9 protein-coding genes are annotated in these 15,634 nt (G+C 72.9%); all 9 read left to right on the plus strand.

Annotated elements, in window-relative coordinates; genetic code table 11:
* Positions 1-40 precede the first annotated feature (40 nt).
* Genes NCG93_RS00140 through NCG93_RS00180 form a run of 9 tightly spaced genes read left to right on the plus strand, consistent with a single transcriptional unit; the run spans position 41 to position 15,491 of the window.
* Positions 41-1,012, plus strand: a complete 972-nt coding sequence (locus NCG93_RS00140) for an AAA family ATPase (protein ID WP_194412003.1) — start codon at positions 41-43, stop codon at positions 1,010-1,012.
* On the plus strand, positions 1,012-2,271 hold the full coding sequence (locus tag NCG93_RS00145; RefSeq protein ID WP_194412002.1) for a DUF58 domain-containing protein: 1,260 nt from the start codon (positions 1,012-1,014) through the stop codon (positions 2,269-2,271). Before NCG93_RS00140 ends, NCG93_RS00145 begins: the two co-directional genes overlap by 1 nt.
* Positions 2,268-4,865: a transglutaminase-like domain-containing protein gene (locus NCG93_RS00150; RefSeq protein WP_194412001.1), complete on the plus strand. Its 2,598-nt coding sequence runs from the start codon at positions 2,268-2,270 to the stop codon at positions 4,863-4,865. The genes NCG93_RS00145 and NCG93_RS00150 overlap by 4 nt, the downstream gene beginning before the upstream one ends.
* Positions 4,862-6,265: an RDD family protein gene (locus NCG93_RS00155; RefSeq protein ID WP_194412000.1), complete on the plus strand. Its 1,404-nt coding sequence runs from the start codon at positions 4,862-4,864 to the stop codon at positions 6,263-6,265. The genes NCG93_RS00150 and NCG93_RS00155 overlap by 4 nt, the downstream gene beginning before the upstream one ends.
* Positions 6,262-7,119, plus strand: a complete 858-nt coding sequence (locus tag NCG93_RS00160; protein WP_194411999.1) for a PP2C family protein-serine/threonine phosphatase — start codon at positions 6,262-6,264, stop codon at positions 7,117-7,119. Before NCG93_RS00155 ends, NCG93_RS00160 begins: the two co-directional genes overlap by 4 nt.
* Positions 7,119-8,675: an FHA domain-containing protein gene (locus tag NCG93_RS00165; protein ID WP_194411998.1), complete on the plus strand. Its 1,557-nt coding sequence runs from the start codon at positions 7,119-7,121 to the stop codon at positions 8,673-8,675. Before NCG93_RS00160 ends, NCG93_RS00165 begins: the two co-directional genes overlap by 1 nt.
* Complete coding sequence (locus NCG93_RS00170; RefSeq protein WP_194411997.1) at positions 8,672-10,324, plus strand: serine/threonine-protein kinase; 1,653 nt, start codon at positions 8,672-8,674, stop codon at positions 10,322-10,324. The genes NCG93_RS00165 and NCG93_RS00170 overlap by 4 nt, the downstream gene beginning before the upstream one ends.
* Positions 10,312-11,070, plus strand: coding sequence for a hypothetical protein (locus tag NCG93_RS00175; RefSeq protein WP_194411996.1), 759 nt, complete (start codon positions 10,312-10,314; stop codon positions 11,068-11,070). The genes NCG93_RS00170 and NCG93_RS00175 overlap by 13 nt, the downstream gene beginning before the upstream one ends.
* Entirely contained in the window at positions 11,067-15,491 is a 4,425-nt protein-coding gene (locus NCG93_RS00180) for a type VII secretion EssC family protein (protein WP_194411995.1), read from the plus strand. The genes NCG93_RS00175 and NCG93_RS00180 overlap by 4 nt, the downstream gene beginning before the upstream one ends.
* Positions 15,492-15,634 lie beyond the last annotated feature (143 nt).

The following is a 15,634-nucleotide window of genomic DNA, read 5'->3' on the forward strand; positions in this document are numbered from 1 at the left end:
GAGAGCTGCGAAGACGACTCATGAAAAGGAACGAATCACGATGACGATGACCCCCGAACAGGCTGCCTGGTTCCAGGGCACCTTCGCCCGCCTGGTCGACAACGTCGACCAGGCGCTCATGGGAAAGCGCGAGGTCGTGGCGCTGGTGCTGTCGGCGATGCTCGCGGAGGGGCACGTGCTGCTGGAGGATGCTCCGGGCACGGGCAAGACGAGCCTCGCCAAGGCGCTCGCGGCGACGGTGCAGGGCACCAGCAGCCGCATCCAGTTCACGCCCGACCTGCTGCCGTCCGACGTGACCGGCGTCACGATCTACGACCAGGCGCAGCACCGGTTCGAGTTCCACCGCGGCCCGGTGTTCGCCTCGATCGTGCTGGCGGACGAGATCAACCGCGCGTCGCCCAAGACGCAGTCGGCGCTCCTCGAGGTGATGGAGGAGTCACGGATCACCGTCGACGGCGTCACGCACGACGTGGGCCGGCCGTTCCTCGTGATCGCGACGCAGAACCCGATCGAGCAGGCGGGCACCTACAAGCTGCCCGAAGCGCAGCTCGACCGCTTCCTGGTCAAGACCTCGATCGGCTACCCCGATCTGGCGGTGGCTGAGCGCATCCTCGCGGGCGCGGCCGACCGCAACCCGTCGGCGCACCTCTCCGCGATCATCACGACGGGTGCGGTCGCCGACATGGCCGACCTCGCGGGCACGGTGCACGTCGACCCCGCCGTGCTGCGCTACACCGCCCAGCTCTCCGAGGCCACCCGCAACGATTCCGCGACGCGCGTCGGCGTGTCGGTGCGCGGTTCGCTCGCCATGATCCGCATCGCGAAGGTCTACGCCGCCGCGCAGGGCCGCCACTTCGTGCTGCCGGACGACATCAAGGCGCTCGTCGCCCCGGTGTGGACCCACCGTCTCGTGCTCGACCCCGAGGCCGAGTTCGCCGGCACCTCGGCCGAGACAGTCATCGCGCGCGTCCTCGACTCGGTCGCCGCGCCGCAGGCGAGGTCGGCGGCCTGATGGCGACGGAGGCACTCGGGCAGGCGACGGCGGCGGAGGACCGCCGCGCCTGGTACGGCCGGCTCATGCTGGCCGCGCTGCGGCGCGCCGGCGCATGGCTCGGCGGCGTGTTCGGGGTCGTGCGCCCCGTCGCCTGGGTGCTCATCGCCGGTGCCATCGCACTGTGGATCGCCGGCCGCTCTCTCGGCTGGTGGGAGCTCACTGTCGCTGCGGTCTCGATCGCCGTCGTGCTCGTGCTGTGCCTGCTCTTCCTCATCGGGCGCACGGCGTACGAGGTGTCGCTCGACCTCAACCGGACCCGCGTCGTCGTGGGGGAGCGCGCCGTCGGCGCCCTGACCCTCGCCAACACCGGTCAGCGCGCGATCCTGCCGTCGCGCGTGCTGCTGCCCGTGGGCGCCGGGCGCGGCGTCTTCGACGTGAACCGGCTCGCGGCGGGCGAATCCGCCGAGGAGCTCTTCGCGATCCCCACCACCCGCCGCGCCGTCGTCAAGGTCGGCCCGGTCAGCGTGGTCCGCGGCGATCCGCTCGGCCTGTTCGAGCGGGTGCACCGCCGCGACGAGCCGGTCGACCTGTTCGTGCATCCGCGCACCGTGCTGTTCGACGGCCAGTCGCTGGGGTTCCTCCGCGACCTCGAGGGTCTCCCCGCCGCCGACCTGTCGCCGGACGACGTGTCGTTCCACGCCCTGCGCGAGTACCAGCCGGGCGATGACCTCCGCCACGTGCACTGGAAGTCGACGGCGCGCACCGGCCACATGATGGTGCGGCAGTACGAGGAGACGCGCCGCTCGCACTTCGTGATCGGCCTGTCGACGAGCCCCGCCGACTACCGCGACGATGAGGAGTTCGAGCTCGCGATCTCGGCCGCCGGCTCCCTCGGCCTGCGCGCGCTGCGCGACTCGCACCGCGTCGAGATCCGGGTGCAGGAGCGCGCGCTGCCGTCCGGCACGGGCAAGCAGTTCCTCGACTCGCTCGCCGCGCTCGGCCCGTCCAAGCCCCGCGCGGGAACCGTCGTCGAGCTTGCCGGCGTCGTCGCCGCCACGCTTCCCCTCGCCAGCGTCGTCGTGCTGGTGTGCGGCAGCAAGGTGGACGCCAACGATCTGCGCACCGCCTGCAGTCGCCTGCCGTACGGCGCGCGCGTCCTCGCCGTGGTCGCATCGCCGGGTGAGACGCCCTCGCTGCGTCGCATCGGCGAGGCGGATGTCGTGACGCTCGGCGCGCTCGATCAGCTGCCCAACGCCCTGCGGAAGGTGCTCGCATGACCGCCCCGGTGACCCCGCTGTCGCGCGCCGAGGCCGCCGCACCGGGCGGCGCAGGTTCGAGCGCACCGACGTCCCGTGCCCGCACGCCCCGCGCTGCCGGCGTGTCGCTTCCGGCCCGCCGTTGGATCCTCGACCTCGTCGCCGTGGCGCTCCTGCTGCTCGTTCCGATCGTCGGCTTCTCGCCCACCTTCGACGGAGCCCGCTACCTCGTGGCCGCGCTCGGCGCGCTGGTGGTCGGCATGGCCCTGGGCGTCGTGGGTGCCCTGCTGCGCTGGGGCATCCTCGCCCTCACCGGCACCACGTTGCTCGCCTACTTCCTGTTCGGCGGCGCGCTCGCCCTGCCGAACACCACCGTCGCCGGCGTCGTGCCGACGCTCGAGACGCTGCGGCTGCTCGCTCTCGGCACCGTCATGTCGTGGAAGCAGCTGCTCACGACCATCGCACCGGTCGCCACCGACGACGGCCACCTCATCGTGCCGTTCCTCCTGACGCTCGTCGCGGGGGTGCTCGCGACGTCGCTCGCCCTGCGGCTGCGCAACGCGGCGTGGGCGCTGATCCCGGCGGCGGCCTTCCTGGTCGTCGCGATCGCGCTGGGCACGTCCGACCCGTTCGTGCCGGTGATCCAGGGCATCGTGTTCGGCCTCGTCGCAGTCGTGTGGCTGGCGCTCCGGCAGGCCTGGCAGCCTCAGGCGGCCGCGATCTCGGTCGGCGAGGGCTCCGCGAGCTCCGGTGCTGGCGTACGGAGGGTGCTGATGGGCGCTGCGGTGGTGGCGATCGCCGCCGTCGTCGGCATCACGACCAGCGGGTTCGCGGCGCCGACCTCGCCGCGCTACGTCCTCCGCGACGTGGTCATCCCGCCGTTCGACATCCGTGAGTTCGCGAGCCCCCTCCAGTCGTTCCGCGCCTACGTGCGCGACCACCCCGACGACGCGCTCTTCACGGTCAGCGGGCTGCCCGAGGGCGCCCGCGTCCGCCTGGCGACGATGGACGCCTACAACGGCACCGTCTACAACGTCTCGGACGACGGCAGCCGTTCGTCCAGCGCGTTCGCACCGGCCCGCACCAACATGTCCGCCGACGCCGAGGGCACCGAGACCTCCGTGCACGTCGAGATCGGCGCGCTGCAGGGGGTATGGATGCCGGATGCCGGCGCCGTCCGCAGCGTGACGTACGACGGAGACCGCGCCGACGACCTGCGGCGCACCACGCACTACAACGAGGCGACCGAAACGGGCGTGGTCACGATGGGGCTGAAGAAGGGCGACGAGTACGTCCTCGACGCCGTGATCCCCGATGTGCCGAGCGATGAGCAGCTCGCCGACCAGGCGTTCTCGCGCCTGAAGATGCCGAAGCAGGAGGGCGTGCCCGAGAGCCTGGCCGATATCGCCTCGAAGACCGTCGCCGAAGCGACCACCCCCATCGAGCAGGTGCGCGCCCTGCAGCAGATGCTCTCGGAGGGCGGCTACTTCAGCCACGGTCTCGCGGGTCAGCCGCTCTCGCGCGCCGGTCATGGCGCCGAGCGCATCGCCACGCTGCTCGGCTCGCAGCAGATGGTGGGCGACGACGAGCAGTACGCCACAGCGATGGCCCTGCTCGCGTCGCAGGTCGGCATCCCGGCGCGCGTCGTGATGGGCTTCTATCCCGACGAGGATGCCGCGGGCCAGCCCGTCTTCACCGCCACCGGCGACACGCTCCATGCCTGGGTGGAGGTCGGGTTCGACGGTGCCGGCTGGGTGCCGTTCGATCCGACACCGCCCGACGACCAGGTGCCGAGCGACCAGACCACGAAGCCGAAGGCCGACCCGAAGCCGCAGGTGCTGCAGCCGCCGCCCCCTCCGGCGGAGCAGGTCGATCTGCCGCCGACCGTCGCCGACGACCGCGGCGCGGAGGACGAGGACGGCTTCGATGCCGGGCTGCTGTGGACGATCGTGTCGATCGGCGTCGGCGCGCTGGGGCTGATCGCCGTGCTCCTCGCCCCGTTCATCGTGATCGGCGCGCTGAAGGCGACGCGTCGCCGCAAGCGCCGCGAGGCGGACCGGGCTCCGGACCGCATCAGCGGCGGCTGGGACGAGCTCGTCGACCGCGCTTCGGACTTCGGCGCCCCGGTGCGTCCGGGGGCGACGCGCCAGGAGGACGCCGGCGTGCTGACGACCGCGTTCGCCGAGCCGCGCGTGACGACCCTCGCCTCGCGCGCCGATCTCGAGGTGTTCGGGCCGACCGAGCCGACCCCCGACGACATCGACGCGTTCTGGACGCAGGTCGATGAGATCGTCGGCGGCATGGCCAAGGGACGTACGGTGTGGCAGCGACTCGGCGCACGCCTCAGCATCCGCACCCTCCTCGAGGACACCCGCTTCGCCCTGCCGGCGCGCACCGTCACTTCGGCCCGCACGTCCGGCAAGCCTGCGCATGCGAACCAGGACGCCGCGTCGACCGACGGCGCCCCGACCGATGGCGGCTCGACCGACGCCGCGTCCACCAACCCCGCGTCGAGCGATCCCGCACGCAAGACGAGCCGCACGCGCTCCTTGCGCCGCGCGAAGGCCGCCGGCGCGGTCGAGCCCTCGACCGACCCCGCACAGGAGAACGAATGACCGTGAGCCCGCCCGGCGCCGCCCCCGCGGCGACCATCGGACGCCGTGTGGGGGCGTTCGCGATCGACATCGGCGTCGTGTACGCCATCGGCGCCGTGCTGGTGGGCATCGTCGCCGGGATCATCTTCGGCGTCGGTGCCGGATGGGAACGCGACGGCCTGGCGCTGATGATCCTGTTCAGCTACGTCGGGATCGGCCTGCTGCTGTTCGTGTGGTGGCTGGTGTACTCAGCGATGCAGGGCGGTCGCGGCTCGATCGGGCAGCGCCTTCTCGGGCTGCGTCTGCAGGATGCGGCGGCGTTCTCCGAGGCATCCGGAGCGGTGCCGATCGGCTTCTGGCGGGCACTGTGGCGCAACATCGTGTTCGGCCTCGCCGGCTCGATCATCGTCGGCTACTTCTCGCCGCTGTTCGACGCGAGCCCCCGCCGGCAGGGCTGGCACGACATGGCGTCGAAAGCGGTCGTCGTCGACATGCGGAAGGCACCGGCCGCTCAGCCCGCCGCGGCGCCCTCGGCGACCGCGAACCCCTACCTTCCGCCGCCCACCGGGGCAGCGTCGCTGCCGCCGGCACCTCCGCTCCAGCCCACCGCACCGCTGCCCTCGCCGGGCTTCATGCCGGCACCCGTGGGCCTCGCGTCGACCGCGTACGCCGCGGCTCCCGTCACGCGCCCGGTGGCGCCGGTCGGGACGGGCGTGATCGCCGGCGTGCCGTGGCTCACCCAGGACCCGCAGTCGTCGCCCGTCGTGCGCTCGCCGCAGTCGGACGACGCCTTCCCGAGCGTGACCATGCCTTTCCCTGCGGCGACGACCACAGAGCCGCTGGGCGCCGCGGCGCTGAGCGGTGCCACGGTCGGCGCCGCGGCACCACCGGTGGCACCGCCGGCGATGGTTCCGGCGACCGCGCCGGGTGCAGCGGCGGCCGCACCGTTCGCCACCGCGCCGTTCAGCACCGCCGCCTTCAGCACCGCCGCGGCCGCGCCGTCGGGCGTTTCCGCCGCGGCCGAGCCCGACGAGGACCTCGACTCCACGCGCATGGTGGTGCCCCCGCCGGCCCAGCGCGCCGCGCTGTACGAGGGCGCACCGGTCATCGCGGTCCTCACCTGGGACGACGGCGCCCGTATGGCCGTGTACGGCCGCACGCTGTACGGCCGCAACCCGGCCAGTGAAGAGGGTGCCGTCGCGATCGCCGTGCGCGATGAGACGCTGTCGCTGTCGAAGACCCACTTCGAGATCGGCGGGGATGTCACCGGTGCGTGGATCCTCGACCGGCACTCGACGAACGGCACGACGCTCGTGCGCGACGGCGGCCGCATCCCCCTCGTCCCCGGCGTCCGCACGAATCTGCGCCCCGGCGACGGCCTCGAGTTCGGCGACCGCCGGGTGACGGTGGGCACACCGTGACCACCGGACCGCTCGCGCCCATCACTGTCGCGTTCGGCGCCGCAACGGATGCGGGCCTGCGCCGCCGCATCAACGAGGACTCGTACGTCGCCGCGCCGCCGCTCTTCCTGGTGGCGGACGGCATGGGCGGCCACAACGCCGGTGAGATCGCCAGCGCGGCCGTCATCGCGGAGTTCTCGACCCTCGCGGGACGCGAGAGCCTCGCCATCGACGACGTGCAGGCGGCCGTCGCCTCCGCACGGCTGCGCGTCGCGGGCCTGCCGGCCGGCGCCGGCGCCGGAGCCGGAACCACGCTCACCGGTGTCGTGATCGCCGACGTGGACGGCGAGGGCTACTGGCTCGCCATCAATCTGGGCGACTCGCGCACCTACCGCCTGAGCGAGGGCAGCTTCGAGCAGGTGAGCGTGGACCACTCGGTGGTGCAGGAGCTCGTCGACAGCGGGCAGCTCGCCGCCGACGACGCCCAGCGCGACTCGCGGCGCAACGTGATCACCCGGGCCATCGGCGCGGGAAGCGACGCGGAGCCCGACTACTGGCTCATCCCGGCCGAGGACCGCGACCGCATCCTGGTCTGCTCCGACGGGCTGTCGGGCGAGCTCGACCAGGAAGAGATCCACGGGATCCTCCTCGCCGAGGCCGACCCGCAGGCTGCCGCCACGCGGTTGGTGCACGAGGCCATGGTGCGCGGCGGCCGCGACAACATCACGGCGCTCGTCGTCGACGCGCTCGCGGTGCGCTCCAAGACCAGCCGTGCATACGAACGCGATACGGTGCCGGTGAGTGCCCCCGCCGACTACACCGCCGACATCGACGGCGACACACTGCCGCGCGCGGTGGCCACGGGAGGATTCTGATGTCCACGCTGTACGCGCCGGGGAAGACGCCGGTCGCCGTCACGCCGCGCGGATTCGCGGTGCTCGAGGCCGGGGCATCCGCTGCGCTCCTCGCCCGGATCCGGGCGCTGCTCGCCGATGGACGCGGCCTCGGCGGCGTCATCGAGGCGCTGACCGGCGCTTACGGCGCATCGCTCACCGCCATCCCCGCTTTCGCGGTCGCCCTCGAAGAGGCTGACGGCGTCCGCGTCGCGGTGCGAGGGGATTTCGCGTTCGACATCAACGCCACGACCCCCGAGCGCGTGTCGGGCGCGGGTGTCACCACCTGGACCGAGCGCGTCATCCCGGGTGTCACACGCGTCGCCCTGACCACCGCCGATGACCTGGCCTCGGCGCCCGCCGAGCTGGAGATCGTCGACGGCATCGTTCTGGTCGCGGGTCTGGTCTGGGGTGCCGCCGCTGTCTCGGCCGCCTCGTCCGCGCCCGGGGATGCCGGGTCGCCGGCGCCTGACGCGGCCCCCTCGGTGCGCCGCCGGCGTGATGATGCGCCGACCGGGCCGACCTCCGTCCCTGCGACGGCCCCCGCGTCCCTGCCGGATCCGGCATCCGCGCCCGAGTCGGGGATCGCCGATTCCGAACGGGCGGCAGAGCCCGCACCCGGTCCGGAGAACCCCGCGCCGGCGACGGCAGCGGTGCCGGCATCGGCCGGTCCGGAGACCGCCGGCGAGCCGCCGGTGCGCGGACCGTGGTCCTCGCGCGTCGCGTCCGACGGTCCCGCCGCGCCCGTGTCCGACGGCGCCGCGCCCGTCGCCGGCCTCATCGACTCGAGCGCCGTCGCGTCGGTGGCTGACGCCGAGACGCTCCTGCCGCTCGACTCGGCTCTTTCGCCGCATGCCGCCGGCGCGGCCGGCGCAGGGACCGCCACCGCTGCGCCCGCCGGCGCACGCGGCGAGGAGGAGGTCGCCTCGACGACGGGCTACGACCACCTGTGGGGCGCCACGGTGATCCGCTCCGTCGAAGACGCGGCAGTCCGCCCCGAGGGCGAGGACGACGGGGACGCTTCCGCTCCCTCCGACGGTGCGGCGCCGCCCGCCGGCGATCACGACGGCGCGACGATCTCCCTCGCTCAGGCACGGGCGCTGCGGGATGCCGCGAACGGGGGTGCGGGCGCCGCAGGAAGCGCCGAGCTGCCGGCCGAGGGGATCGCGCCGCCGCTCGCACCGCCACGCCCGCCCGCGCCCGGCCGCATCCGCGTGTCGACGGGGCAGGTGCTGCCGCTCGATCGCACGGTGGTCATCGGGCGGCGGCCCCGGTCGACCCGCGTCAGCGGCACGGACCTGCCGCACCTCGTGGCCGTCGACAGCCCGGAACAGGACATCTCGCGCAGTCATGTCGAGCTGCGGGTCGAGGGTGAGAGCATCGTCGCCACCGATCTGCGCACCACGAACGGCACGACCCTGCTTCGTTCGGGCGCCGACCCGGTGCGGCTGCACCCCGGCGAGGGCACCGTCGTCGTCCCGGGCGACGTGCTCGACCTCGGTGACGGCATCACCGTCGCGATCGAGGCCCTGACGTGAGCGCGAAGCGGGCGCCCATGGCGCCGCCGGATCTCACCGGCTTCACCTACATCGAGCTGCTCGGCTCAGGCGGCTTCGCCGATGTGTACCTCTACGAGCAGCAGCTGCCCAAGCGTCGCGTGGCGGTCAAGGTGCTGCTCACCGACCGCATCTCGAGCGGGTCGGTCGAAGAGTTCACCGCCGAGGCCAACGTGATGGCCATGCTGTCGACGCACCCGGCGATCGTCACGATCTACCAGGCGGGCGTCGCGAACGACGGCCGGCCGTACCTCGTGATGGAGTACTGCCCGCGGCCGAACCTGCAGGTGCGCTACCGCCGCGAGCCGTTCTCGATCGCCGAGTCGCTGCGGGTCGGCGTGCAGGTCGCCGCCGCCGTCGAGACGGCGCACCGCGCAGGCGTGCTGCATCGCGACATCAAGCCGGCGAACATCCTGGTCACCGAGTACAACCGACCGGCGCTCACCGACTTCGGCATCGCGTCCACCACGAACGCCGCCGCCGAGTCGGCGGGCCTGTCGATCCCGTGGTCACCGCCCGAGTCGTTCGCCGATGTCCCCCGCAGCGACCCGCGCTCCGATGTCTACGCGCTGGGGGCGACGGTCTACACGCTGCTGGCAGGGCACTCGCCGTTCGAGCTGCCGGGCCAGCGCAACGGCGCGGCCGAGCTCATCCACCGCATCGAGACGCTGCCGCTGCCGACCCTCGGTCGGGCCGACGTGCCCGCCTCCCTCCAGCGCGCGCTCGAGCGGGCGATGGCGAAGGCGCCCGCCGACCGCTACGAGAGTGCGCTCGCGTTCGCGCGGGCGCTGCAGACGGTGCAGATCGAGCTGTCGCACTCGGTGACCCCGATCGACATCCTCGACGATCAGATCCCCGAAGACATCGAGGAGGACGAGGACGACGGCCTCACGCGCGTGCGCGGCGTCGTCAGCATCAACCCCGAGACGACGCCCGCCGCGGGCATGACGCGGCCGTCGGCGAAGACGGCGCCGAGCACCGCCAACGCACCCCACTTCGAGCCCGTCGAGACACAGACCGTCGCCCGGCCGACGCCCGCCGCCCCGGCGCCGGCGTACGAGCAGACGATGCGGCGTGACCACGTCGGTCTGCCCGTGTCGCTCGACGAGACGATCGTGCGGTCTTCTTCGCCGGCATTCGCGGAGCCCGAAGCGCAGACTGTCCCCGGGTCCTCCGGAGCCGAGGACCCCACCGGAACCCCGCGCCGTCGCCGCACCGGACTGTGGATCGGGCTGGGCGCCGCCGCCTTCGTCATCGTCGCGGTCATCGTGGGGGTGTCGCTGCCGGGGATCCTCTCGGGCACGACGGGCCAGCAGCCCGCGCCGTCGACGCCGTCGAAGCCGCAGGACCCCATCTCGGCGGTCGTGGCCCCGGTGGAGGACGTCGTCGGAACTGCGGCCGAGGGTGGTGTGAAGTTCACGTGGACGAACCCCGACCCGCAGGACGGCGACTTCTACATCGTCGAGACCGTGACGCTCGCCGGCAGCGTGACCGAACCCGAGCCGATCGACGTTGCTGAGATCGTCGTGCCCGCCGCGGAGTCGGGAGTCACCTGCATCGACGTCACACTGGTGCGGGCGAACGGCACCTCGCAGCAGAATCCCGACAAGACCCGCGGGTGCACCCCGTGACCGCCGCCGCAGCCGACGCGCTCACGGTCGAGTTCGCCGGCGAGGAGTTCTCGGTCGCGCCCGAGACGGTGTTCACGGTGGGCCGAGAGGGTGACCTCGCGATCGACGACAACCTGTTCCTGCACCGCACCTTCCTCACGATCCAGCACGTCGAGGGCATGTGGCTGCTCTCGAACGTCGGATCGCGGCTCTCGGCGACCGTCACCGACTCGGGCGGTCGCGTGCAGGCCTGGCTCGCACCCGGTGCGCGGCTGCCGCTCGTCTTCGCCTCGACCTCCGTCATCTTCAGCGCGGGTCCGACCACCTACGAGCTCACGATCCACGCGGCCGAGCCGACGTTCCACGACACCCAGCGGCCGGCCGACGACGACGGACTCTCCACGATCGGCGAGGTGCCGCTCACGCACAGCCAGCGCGTGATGATCCTCGCGCTCGCCGAGCCGGTGCTGCGCCGGGAGGGAACGGGCATGAGCGAGCTGCCGACGTCGGCGCAGGCCGCCGAGCGCCTCGGCTGGACCCTCACCCGGTTCAACCGCAAGCTCGACAACGTCTGCGACAAGCTCGACCGCATCGGCGTGCCCGGCATGCGGGGCGGTGTGCGCTCCTACGCCACCAACCGGCGAGTGCGCCTCGTCGAGCACGCACTGGCTGCCCGCCTGGTGACCCGCGACGACCTTCCCCTCCTCGATGCCGAGCACGACAGCCTGCTCAACGGGGACGATGGGCATCGAGAGGATGATGCGTGAAGCTCAAATTCACGCTCCACCGGCCCGGGACGCCGGTGGATCTCGAGGTCACGGCCGACGGCACGTCGACCGTCGGCGACCTCGCGCGCACGCTCGTGCTCGCTGACCCCGCGAACGAGATCGCCGATCCGGGCGCCGTGACGCTCGCAGCGGCGGGAGCGGCTGGGCCGCGCATCGTCGATCCGGAACGGGCGGTCGCCGAGTCCGGCATCCGTTCCGGGCAGACCGTGCAGATCGTCGCGGCGCCCGCCTACGTCGGCGACGACGCGCCGGCGGCCGTGCTGCGCATCCTCAACGGGCCTCGCGCGGGCAGCGAGCTGCCGCTGCGGGCCGGCTCGAACGTCGTCGGCCGCGACCGCGGCGCCGACATCGTCATCGACGACGCCCTGGTGTCGAAGCGCCACGCCCGCATCAACGTCGACGCCGGCATCGAGATCATCGACCTCGGCTCGGCGAACGGCCTGGTGATGGGCGGCCAGCAGATCGCGCGCACCGGTCTCGGGCCCGACGACGTCGTGCTGCTGGGGTCGACCGAGGTCTCGGTCATCCCGCTGACACGGCCGGGGACCGTGCACGCCGCCACCTCGACGGTCGAGATCGTGCGCTCGCCGCGGGTGGTGCCGCGCTACGAAAAGCCCGACTTTGCGGCGCCCAAGCCGCCGCGGGCGATCGCCGCCCAGCGGCTCCCTGTCATCGCGCTGATCGCACCCCTGTTCATGGGCGCGATCCTCTTCTACTTCACCCAGTCGGTGCTGTCGGTCGTCTTCATCGCACTGAGCCCGCTCATCATGATCGCGGCCTGGGTCGACAACAAGCTCGCCGCGAAGGCCGAGCACAAGAAGGCCGTCGCACGGTTCGAGGGCGCGATGGAGCAGTTCGACACGCTCATGCAGCGCGAGCAGGTCGAGGAGCGCGCCGTGCGCTGCGCCGAGGTTCCCGCGCTCGCCGAGGCGCTGTCGGCCCTGTCGTCGTGGGGCGACCTCACCTGGACGCACCGGCCCGAGCATCCGGCCTTCCTCACCGCGCGGCTCGGCACCGGCACCCTTCCGTCCCGCGCCGGTGTCGAGATCGGCGCCACCGACGACACCGAGCCCGAATACCTCGAGCGCCTTCACGAGGTGCGCGAGCGCTTCGCCACGATCGACGACGTGCCGGTGGTCGCCGACCTCCGCGAGGCGGGCAACGTCGGCATCGCCGGCTTACGCGGACAGGCGGATGCCGCGGCGCGCGCCTTCGCGATGCAGCTGGTCGCGACCCACTCGCCGGCCGAGCTCGTCGTCACCGCGTTCACCTCGCCGGCGACCCGGCCCGCGTGGTCGTGGCTCGAGTGGCTGCCCCACACCAGCTCGCCCCACACCCCGCTCGACGGCGCGCATCTCGCGGCGAACCCCGGCACCGCGGCATCCCTCCTCTCCCGGCTGGAGGGTCTCGTCGAGGCCCGCGCCGGCGAGAAGGATGCCCACCCGCCCCGCGGCCCGATCGAGTCCGGCGCGGCGCCGGAGGCCGCCCCGTCGCGGATCCCCGCGGTCCTGGTCATCGTCGAGGACGACGCCACGGTCGACCGCGCGCGCCTGACCCGCCTCGCCGAGCGCGGGCCGGACGTCGCCGTCCACATCCTGTGGGTGGCGCCGTCGCCGCTCGCGCTGCCGGCCGCCTGCCGCACGTTCCTCGTGGTCGACGGCGTCGCCGAGGGCACGGCGGCGGGCATCGTCCGCCGCGGCCTGTCGTCGACGCCGGTGCGGGTCGAGCTGCTCGACGACGGCTCGGCGACCGCGTGGGCGCGCGTGCTGTCGCCGACGGTGGATGCCGGAAGCCCCATCGACGACGAATCCGACCTTCCCCGTTCGGTGTCACTCATCGACCTGGCCGCGGCCGACATCGGCGGCGATGCCACGGTGATCGCCGAGCGCTGGCGCGAGAGCGACTCGATCACGCCGCGCGACGGCCGCGCGCCGCAGCGCCGCAAGAAGGAGGGCAACCTCCGCGCGCTCGTCGGCCACGGCGGAGCGGGCGCCTTCCACCTCGATCTGCGCACGCAGGGCCCGCACGCGCTGGTCGGCGGCACGACGGGCGCGGGCAAGTCCGAGTTTCTGCAGTCGTGGGTGCTCGGGATGGCGGCTGCGCACAGTCCCGACCGCGTGACGTTCCTCTTCGTCGACTACAAGGGCGGCTCGGCGTTCGCCGACTGCGTCGACCTGCCCCACACCGTCGGGCTCGTCACCGACCTCTCGCCCCACCTCGTGCGCCGCGCGCTGACCTCGCTGCGCGCCGAGCTGCGGTACCGCGAGCACCTGCTCAACCGCAAGAAGGCCAAGGACCTCGTCTCGCTCGAGCGCACCGGCGATCCCGAGACGCCCCCGAGCCTCATCATCGTCGTGGACGAGTTCGCGGCGCTCGTGAGCGAGGTGCCCGAGTTCGTCGACGGCGTCGTGGATGTCGCGCAGCGCGGCCGCTCGCTCGGCCTGCATCTCATCCTCGCGACGCAGCGACCCGCGGGCGTCATCAAAGACAACCTGCGCGCCAACACGAACCTGCGTGTGGCACTGCGCATGGCCGACACCGAGGACTCGTCCGATATCCTCGGCACGCCGATGGCCGCCCACTTCGACCCGTCCATCCCCGGTCGTGGCGCCGCCAAGACCGGACCGGGCCGCATCGCGTCCTTCCAGACGGGCTACGTCGGCGGCTGGACGACCGGCGAGAAGCCGAGCGCGCAGATCGACATCCACGAGCTCGACTTCGGCGTGGGCGCGCGCTGGGAGCCGCCCGTCGAGGAGGTCAGAGCGGCCGTCGATCCCGGTCCCACCGACATCGCCCGGATCGTCCGCACCGTGCGGTCTGCGGCATCCGCTCTCGCCATTCCCGCACCCCGGCGGCCATGGCTCGACGAGCTCGCCACGGCGTACGACCTGGCCCGCCTGCCGAGCCCCCGCACCGACGAGCGCATGCTGCTCGGCGTGCTCGACGACCCGCAGACGCAGTCGCAGCCGACGACGTCGTACGAGCCCGACCGCGACGGCAATGTCGCGATCTTCGGCACCGGCGGCTCGGGCAAGAGCACCGCGCTGCGCTCGATCGCCGTCTCGGCGGCCATCACCCCGCGCGGAGGCCCGGTGCACGTGTACGGCCTCGACTTCGGTGCCGGCGGCCTTCGCATGCTCGAGGGGCTGCCGCACGTCGGCGCGGTCGTGGACGGAGACGACGACGAGCGGGTCACGCGTCTGCTGCGGATGCTGCGCGACATCGTCGACGAGCGCTCCACTCGGTACGGCGACCTGCGCGCCGGCACCATCGGCGAGTACCGGCGCCTGGCGGGCCGGCCAGACGAGCCGCGCATCGTCGTGCTCATCGACGGGCTGGGCGCCTTCCGCGAGCGCTACGAGTTCGCCTCGGGCAGCTCCGGCTGGTTCGCGGTGTTCGCCCAGATCGCGGTGGACGGCCGACAGGTCGGCGTGCACTTCGTGATGACGGGCGATCGCCCCAACTCGATCCCGACCTCCATCTCGTCGACGGTGCAGAAGCGGTTCATTCTGCGCCTGGCGACCGAGGACGACTATCTGCTGCTCGGTGCGCCGAAGGATGTGCTGGATGCCTCGTCCCCGCCCGGCCGCGGCATGATCGAGGGCGACGAGCTGCAGTTCGCCGTGCTCGGCGGCAGCTCCAACATGGCGGTGCAGGCGCGCGAACTCGAGCGTCTCGCCGATGCCATGCGCCGCCAGGGCGTCGCCGAGGCGCCCCCTGTCGGCAGACTGCCCGAGCGGGTCGACCTCGCGCCGCTGCCCCCGCGGACACCCCGCGGCGATCTCGTCATCGGCCTCGCCGACGAAGACCTCGGCCCCGCAGGCATCGTCGCGAGCGGCGCCTTCCTGCTCGCCGGTCCCCCCGGCAGCGGGCGCACGACCGCGCTGGAGACCATCGGCCGGGCGCTCGTGCGCGCCGACCCGCAGCGGCCGATCGTGCACTTCTCGGCGCGCCGCACCGGGCTGCGGCTGGCGTCCCGGCCGGACTACGCCGCCCACGACCCGTCGGCGGTCGCGGCACTCGCGGTCACGCTCGCCGATGCGATCGAATCGGGCGGGCTCGTGAACCCCGCGATCCTGGTCGAGCACCTGACCGAGTTCAGCGGGGGCGAGGCGGAGTCGCCCCTGGACCGGCTCATCCGCGCCGCTGTCCGTGCCGAGGCGTTCGTCGTGGGCGAGGCGGAATCGTCGACGTGGGGTCAGGCGTGGCAGCTGGGCCAGCCGTTCAAGGCCGCCCGTCAGGGCCTGCTCCTGGCGCCGAGCGACGTCGACGGCGATGCGCTGTTCGGACTGTCGCTCGGGCGGGTCAAGCGCGCCGACTTCCCGCCGGGCCGCGGTTTCGCCATCCATCAGGGGCGCGCACGACGCCTGCAGGTGGCCGTCGCGGACGCGCCGTCGTGACGCGGACGACGTATGGGGATATGTCCCCATCGACGGTGCGTTCCGGACGCCGATAGCGTCAGGGACATGAGAGGCGAAGGCCTCTCGAATCTTCACGACCGGGTCTTCCCGAGGACTCGGGTGCCTGAACCGCAACCACTCGC

Source organism: Microbacterium yannicii (genome assembly GCF_024055635.1).
Lineage (GTDB): Bacteria > Actinomycetota > Actinomycetes > Actinomycetales > Microbacteriaceae > Microbacterium > Microbacterium yannicii.

Coding starts and splice junctions, on each gene's coding strand:
- NCG93_RS00165 (WP_194411998.1), top strand. CDS start 7,119: ATGTCCACGCTGTACGCGCCGGGGAAGACGCCGGTCGCCGTCACGCCG.
- NCG93_RS00145 (WP_194412002.1), top strand. CDS start 1,012: ATGGCGACGGAGGCACTCGGGCAGGCGACGGCGGCGGAGGACCGCCGC.
- NCG93_RS00155 (WP_194412000.1), top strand. CDS start 4,862: ATGACCGTGAGCCCGCCCGGCGCCGCCCCCGCGGCGACCATCGGACGC.
- NCG93_RS00140 (WP_194412003.1), top strand. CDS start 41: ATGACGATGACCCCCGAACAGGCTGCCTGGTTCCAGGGCACCTTCGCC.
- NCG93_RS00150 (WP_194412001.1), top strand. CDS start 2,268: ATGACCGCCCCGGTGACCCCGCTGTCGCGCGCCGAGGCCGCCGCACCG.